The organism is Cellulomonas sp. P2_F12 (genome assembly GCF_056403775.1).
This window is the reverse complement of record NZ_JBFUEV010000010.1, coordinates 153,145-159,144: the sequence shown is the minus strand read 5'-3', so window position 1 is coordinate 159,144 and position 6,000 is coordinate 153,145. Positions and strand designations below refer to the sequence as shown.

Annotated in this window: 8 protein-coding genes; 6 read left to right on the top strand and 2 right to left on the bottom strand. The window is 73.4% G+C overall.

Translation table 11 applies throughout. The features are described from left to right. From AC1DWH_RS18200 to AC1DWH_RS18185, 4 genes are all read left to right on the top strand, one after another. Positions 1–237: hypothetical protein (locus AC1DWH_RS18200; RefSeq protein WP_477094875.1), on the top strand; the 237-nt coding region annotated here is incomplete at its 5' end. Positions 238–284: 47 nt separating this feature from the next. Beyond that, positions 285–953 (top strand): hypothetical protein, encoded by a 669-nt coding sequence (locus tag AC1DWH_RS18195; RefSeq protein ID WP_477094874.1) that lies wholly within the window; start codon positions 285–287, stop codon positions 951–953. Between the two features lie 40 nt (positions 954–993). Next, the gene (locus tag AC1DWH_RS18190) at positions 994–1,311 is read left to right on the top strand and encodes a hypothetical protein (protein WP_477094873.1); all 318 of its coding nucleotides are present in this window, start codon (positions 994–996) and stop codon (positions 1,309–1,311) included. A 101-nt stretch (positions 1,312–1,412) separates the two neighbouring features. Beyond that, positions 1,413–1,739 (top strand): hypothetical protein, encoded by a 327-nt coding sequence (locus AC1DWH_RS18185; RefSeq protein ID WP_477094872.1) that lies wholly within the window; start codon positions 1,413–1,415, stop codon positions 1,737–1,739. Here AC1DWH_RS18185 and AC1DWH_RS18180 read toward each other — a convergent pair. Further along, entirely contained in the window at positions 1,726–2,310 is a 585-nt protein-coding gene (locus tag AC1DWH_RS18180) for a DinB family protein (RefSeq protein ID WP_456847130.1), read from the bottom strand. The genes AC1DWH_RS18185 and AC1DWH_RS18180 overlap by 14 nt on opposite strands. A gap of 38 nt (positions 2,311–2,348) precedes the next feature. On the opposite strand from AC1DWH_RS18180, the gene AC1DWH_RS18175 reads away from it, so the two are divergent. After that, entirely contained in the window at positions 2,349–3,104 is a 756-nt protein-coding gene (locus tag AC1DWH_RS18175; protein ID WP_477094871.1) for an alpha/beta hydrolase family protein, read from the top strand. Between the two features lie 69 nt (positions 3,105–3,173). After that, positions 3,174–4,310, top strand: a complete 1,137-nt coding sequence (locus tag AC1DWH_RS18170) for a class I SAM-dependent methyltransferase (protein WP_477094870.1) — start codon at positions 3,174–3,176, stop codon at positions 4,308–4,310. Here the strand turns inward: AC1DWH_RS18170 and AC1DWH_RS18165 are convergent. Further along, positions 4,307–5,941 (bottom strand): MFS transporter, encoded by a 1,635-nt coding sequence (locus AC1DWH_RS18165; protein WP_477094869.1) that lies wholly within the window; start codon positions 5,939–5,941, stop codon positions 4,307–4,309. The genes AC1DWH_RS18170 and AC1DWH_RS18165 overlap by 4 nt on opposite strands. Between the last annotated feature and the right edge of the window lie 59 nt (positions 5,942–6,000).

The window sequence follows — 6,000 nt, the reverse complement described above, 5'->3', positions numbered from 1 at the left end:
GACGCCACCGCGATCGGACTGCCCGCCGCCACCAACGTCGACGGCTACGTCCGACGCGACGCCACCCACTACCTGCTCTCCTTCTCCACCCCCACCACCACCGTCCCCACCCTGGGCACCACCCAGGACGAAGACATCATCGCCAACAACGCCGGCACCTGGACCACCCTGCTCGACGGCACCAGCCACGGCCTGACCAGCGACAACCTCGACATCGACGCCTTCGACACCCCCTGACACCACCCGACGGCCGTGCAGCCGTCGGGCCTGTCAGGATGGCCTGCATGACGACACCCGCGCCCGTGCTCGTGGCCCGCCGATGGCGCACGCGCCGGTCCGCCGCGGTGGCCGGCATCGTCTTCGCCGTGCTGCTCATCGCGGCGCTGGTGATGCTCCGGCTGGCGATCTCGGGCGGCAACCTCGAGACGGCGGAGCTGAGTCCCACCCGCCGCACGCTGGTCCGGATCAGCCTCAACCTCGTGCCGTTCGCCGGGATCGCGTTCCTCTGGTTCATCGGGGTCGTGCGGGACCAGCTGGGGGACGTCGAGGACCGGCTGTTCTCGACGGTGTTCCTCGGCAGCGGGCTGCTGTTCCTGGCGATGCTCTTCCAGGGCGCGGTCACGGCCAGCACTCTGATGCAGATGGTGCCGGGCGCGTCCCTCGACGCCGGCCTCTGGACGTTCGGCCGCGGCACCACCGAGACGCTCGTGTCCGTGTACGCCATGCGGATGGCGGCCGTCTTCACGCTCTCGGTGAGCACCGTCGTGCTGCGCACGGCGTCCGTCCATCGGGGGATCGCCTTCACGGGGTACGCGGTCGCGCTCGTGCTGCTGGTCGTCGCGGGCACGTACAAGTGGGCCCAGCTGGTGTTCCCGGTCTGGGTGCTGGTGATCAGCATCGGGATCCTCATGACGCCCGCGCGCCGCGCCACCGAACCGCCGCCGCCCGCCTGACCGCAGGTATCTCCGGGCCCGCCCAGCCCCCCTGAGCTACATGGGCACTCAGGTGGAGTACGTCGGGTTGCTGGCCTCGGTCGGCTCCCTGACCCTGTGGTGGCCGCAGGCCGTGCGCCTGTGGAACCTGCGGCGTGACGCGGTGGGGCTCGCCGGCATCTCGATCGCCACGCAGGTCGTCCTGCTCGTCACGGAGAGCCTGTGGGCCACGTACGCGCTGCTCACGGCGTCGTACTGGGTCGGCGTCCCGGCGATGGTCAACATCCCGCTCGCGCTCCTCGCGATCCGGCTGCTGCGCCGGGCGCGGCGGGTCGCGCAGGCATCGGAGGATGCATCGGTCGCGACGCACGCCGGGTGAACGTCGAGGATCATCCTTCTCCGGGTCGCCGCGCCCGACCTAACGTGGACAAACCGGACACCGCGACGAGCGCGGTGCCGCCGTTCCACAGGGGGCAGCTCATGGCAGGTCTACGCACGTCACTCACCGCCGCGGTGCTCGCGGGCGGCGCGCTCCTCGCGGGTGCGTCGCCCGCGGCCGCGTGCCACCGCGACCCGTCCGCCGACCCCACGACCTGGGAGTACGGCGGCGTGTACGACTGCAGCAAGGCGGCCGTCGGCCACGGGGTGCGCACGTACACCAAGCCGTCGCCGGTCGCCTTCGTCGTCATCAGGACCGGGGCGACGTACTTCGTCAGCGACCTGGGCGACGCGAACGAGGGCAACCGCACCTACACGTTCGACAAGCCCATCCGCTTCGTCATCACGTGCCTGTTCACGGACGCGTAGCGGCGGCCTCGGCCGCCCGGGCCGACGCCTCGAGCCGCGCCCGGTAGGCCGGCCAGTCCTCGTCGGGGATGTTCGGGTCGTCGGGCCGGCTGCCGACCGCGCCGTCGATGAGCTCGCGGACGATGTCGGCGTGGCCGGCGTGCCGCGCCGTCTCGACGCACATGTGCACGAGGATCCGGTGCAGCGTCACGTGGCGCTTCTCCGGCGACCACCAGGCGACCTCCCCGGGCGCGTCCAGGGGCAGCGCGTCGATCGTCGCGTCGGCGTGCGCCGCCGAGAAGCGGTGCAGCTCGACGATCTCCTCGCGCGACTGGTCGGCCGGCGCCCACATGTCCGCGTTCATCTCGGCGTCCTCGGCGAACCACGGCAGCTCGCGGCCCGACGGCCGGCCGAACACGTCGCCCAGGTAGCCGATCTCCACGCTGGCCACGTGCTTGACGATGCCGAGCAGGTTGGTGCCGGTGCTCGTCATGGGCCGGCGGACGTCGTACTCCCCCAGCCCGTCGAGCTTGCTCAGCAGGCTGTCGCGCTGGGCCCGCAGGTACGTGTGCAGCATCTCCTTGTCGTCCATGCCGCCACTCTGCCGCACCGCCTGGGTACTGTCCCCGCGTGCCCTCGATCGAGACCGTCCGCTACGGACCCCTGCCCGACCAGGTGGTCGACCTGACCTTTCCGGCGACGAGCGAGCGGCCGCCCCTCGTCGTCCTGCTGCACGGCGGCTTCTGGCGCGCCGCGTTCGACCGGCTGCACGTGCGCGTGGTGGCCGACGCGCTGACCGCGCAGGGGTACGCGGTCGCCAACGTCGAGTACCGCCGGGTCGGCGCGGGAGGCGGCTGGCCGACGACGTTCGTCGACGTCGCCGCCGCCGTGGACGCCCTCGAGGTCGCGCTGCAGGACCGGGTCGACCTCGGCTCGGTCGCGTACGTCGGGCACTCGGCGGGCGGGCACCTGGCCCTGTGGGCCGCGCTGCGCGACCGGTTGCCGGCCGGCGCGCCGGGCCGAGCCGACCGGCCCCCGCGGGTCCGCTGCGTGGTCGCCCTGGCGCCGGTGGCCGACCTCGTCGCCGTCGACCGTCTCGGCCTGAGCCGCGGCGCGGTCGCCGAGCTCCTCGGCGGCGGTCCGGCCGACGTCCCGGAGCGGTTCGCGGCCACGGACCCTGCGGTCCTCGGCGCCCCGGCCGCGACGACGCTGGTCGTGCACGGCCGGCTCGACGACACGGTCCCCGTGGGGGTCTCGCGCGACTACTGCCGGCGCACCGGGGTCGGCCTGGTGGAGGTCCCCGGCGCGGGCCACTTCGAGCTCATCGACCCCGCCTCCGACGCGTGGCCGGTCGTCCTGGGCGCGATCGGCGACGTCCTGGGCTGACGGCGGCGGGGTGACCGGGCCATGCTCGGGTCACGGGCACCCGCCCGCGGGCACCGACCGGGAGGAACGATGAGCGACACGACGCAGTCCAGCACCGCCGGCACGAGCGACCTGTTCGAGACCCCGGCACCGGACGCGAGCGCGGAGGTCTTCTCGACGCGCGTGGTCGCCGCCACGCTCGGCGTGATCGAGACCTTCGCCCTGCACCTCGGCCGCACGCTCGGCTGGTACCGGGCCCTGGTCGACGAGGGGCCGCTCACCTCGGTCGAGCTGGCGCAGCGCACCGGGACGCAGGAGCGGTACGCGCGGGAGTGGCTCGAGCAGCAGTCGGTCTCCGGCTGGCTGCTGGTCGACGACGACGCGGCGGCCGCGACCGAGCGCCGGTTCCGGGTCGCGCCGGGCGCGGTCGAGGTGCTCCTCGACGGCGACAGCCCGGCGCACACGGCACCGCTCGCCGGGTTCGCGATCGCGGCCGGCCGCCGGTTCGACGACTTCGTCGAGGCGTATCGCCACGGCGGTGGCGTCAGCTGGGCGCAGCTGGGGCCGGACGCCCGCACCGCCCAGGCGGCGTTCAACCGCCCCCTGTTCCTGCACGAGCTGGCCCAGCAGATCGTCCCGACCCTCCCGGACCTGCACGCCGTGCTGCAGGGGCCGGCGCGGGTGGCGGACATCGGGTCGGGCGAGGGCTGGTCGTCCATCGGCCTCGCCCGGGCGTTCCCGACGGCGACGTTCGACGGGTTCGACGTCGACGAGCCGTCGGTGGCGGCGGCCCGGGAGCACGCGGCGGCGGCGGGGGTCCACGACCGGGTCACCTTCTCGACCGTCGACGGCGCCACCCTCAGTGACACCCGGTCCGGCCAGTACGACGTCGTGATGGCCTACGAGTGCGTGCACGACATGCCGGACCCGGTCGGGGTGCTCGGCGCCATGCGGGCGATGGCCCGCGACGACGGCTACGTCCTGGTGATGGACGAGCACGCCGCCGAGACCTTCTCGACCCCGGGCGACGTGGTCGAGCGCCTGCTCTACGGGTTCTCGATCCTGTGCTGCCTGCCCGACGGACTCTCGACCCCGGGCGGTGTGGGCACGGGCGCCGTCATGCGCCCGAGCGTGCTGGCCGGGTACGCGGAGGCCGCGGGGTTCTCACGCCTCGAGGTGCTGCCGGTGGAGCACGACTTCTTCCACTTCTACCGGCTGCACCTCTAGTCGACGCGGGCCGGTGGCGGCCCGGCGGCCGCCGCCGGCTCGGAGCCCACGGGCGCCGTCGGGAGCAACCGCGAGAAGAACAGCGCGAGGGCGGCGACGAACGCCAGCGCCGCCAGGCTCGCACGCAGGGCGTCGATCCGGGCGGCCTCGTTCTCGTCGACGATCGCGGTCGCCTCGGCGCTCGGCACGCCCGCGTCGGCGAGCGCCGTCTTCAGCTGGGCGTCCGAGACGAACGGCACGCCGCCGGCGAGCTCCACCTGGGCGCTCGCCGCGACCTCCTCGCTGACCTGCGGGTTGTCGCCCAGCCCGAGGAGCAGGGTCGACGTGAGGGTCGCGATGAGGATCGACCCGGCGACGGCCGTGCCCAGCGACGCACCGAGGTTCGTCATGGTGTTCTGCACGCCGCCGACGTCCCCGGTCTCCTCGTCGGGGACCGCCGAGACGGTCACCGCGCCGAGCTGCGACGCGAGCGCGCCCACCCCGAAGCCGGCGAGCAGCAGCGGCACCGCCACGATCTCGGCGCCGGCACCCACCTCGAGCGCGCCGATGAGGACCACGATGCCGACCAGCATCGACAGGACGCCCCAGCGCACCACCTCGCGCGGCGAGGCCCGCGGGAAGAAGCGCGGGATCCCGACCGCGGCGATCAGCAGGGACACGGACAACGGCAGCAGCCGCACGCCGGTCTCCAGCGCGGTCAAGCCGAGCGCGATCGACAGGAACAGCGGCACCACGAAGAAGAGCCCGGCCTGGATCATGAACTGGAAGAAGAACATCGTCAGGCCGCCGGCCAGCCGCGGGTTGCGCAGCATGCCCGGCCGCACCAACGGCTCCCGGCCCGCGGCCACCACGCGGAGCTCCCACGCGACAAAGAGCCGGAGCACGAGGATCCCCCCGAGCACGAACCACACGGTCGGGGAGACCCCGAGCCACGAGGGTCCGCCGGGCCTGGTCTGCACCCAGCCCCACTCGCCGGACCGCAGCACGCCGTAGACGGCCAGGCCCAGCCCGAGCGCGGAGAGGGCGGACCCGACGAGGTCGAGGCGGAACCGTTCCTCGGGCTCGGCGTCGGCGATCCGGCGGGTGAGCGCGAGGATGCCGATGACGAGGACGACCTCCCCGGCGAACACGTACCGCCAGGTCCAGTAGGTGGTGACGAAGCCGCCGATCAGCGGCCCGGCGGCCACCGCGATCGCGCCGGCCGACGCGACCAGGCCGTACGCCCGCGGCCGCTCCGACGTCGCGAAGTTCGAGGCCACGAGCGCGACGATCGCGGGCATGATCAGCGCCGCGCCCAGTCCCTCGAGCACCGACCACCCGAGGATCAGCACCGTGAGGCTCTGGGCGATCGAGGTGACGAACGAGCCGCACGCGTAGATCACGCAGCCGATGGCGAAGGCCCGGCGACGCCCGATGAGGCTGCCGATCTTGCCGCCGGTGATCATCATCGTCGCCATCACGAGCGTGTAGAGCGTGATGGCGGTCTGGATGCCCGTGACGGTCGTCCCCACATCCGCGGCGACCTGGGCGATGGACACGTTCATCACCGAGCTGTCGAGCGTCATGAGGAACTGGGCCGTGGCCAGGGTGAACAGGACGAGGCCTGCCGAACGGCCGGCGCTGCGTTCCATCGGGCTCCCCGTCCTCCCCGGCGCGGCACCGGGGGTTTCATGGGTACCACCGGCGCCGT

Bases quoted from the DNA above. Each gene is read 5' to 3' on its own strand.
- AC1DWH_RS18190 (WP_477094873.1), top strand. From the start codon at position 994: ATGGGCACTCAGGTGGAGTACGTCGGGTTGCTGGCCTCGGTCGGCTCC.
- AC1DWH_RS18170 (WP_477094870.1), top strand. From the start codon at position 3,174: ATGAGCGACACGACGCAGTCCAGCACCGCCGGCACGAGCGACCTGTTC.
- AC1DWH_RS18165 (WP_477094869.1), bottom strand. From the start codon at position 5,941: ATGGAACGCAGCGCCGGCCGTTCGGCAGGCCTCGTCCTGTTCACCCTG.
- AC1DWH_RS18195 (WP_477094874.1), top strand. From the start codon at position 285: ATGACGACACCCGCGCCCGTGCTCGTGGCCCGCCGATGGCGCACGCGC.
- AC1DWH_RS18180 (WP_456847130.1), bottom strand. From the start codon at position 2,310: ATGGACGACAAGGAGATGCTGCACACGTACCTGCGGGCCCAGCGCGAC.
- AC1DWH_RS18185 (WP_477094872.1), top strand. From the start codon at position 1,413: ATGGCAGGTCTACGCACGTCACTCACCGCCGCGGTGCTCGCGGGCGGC.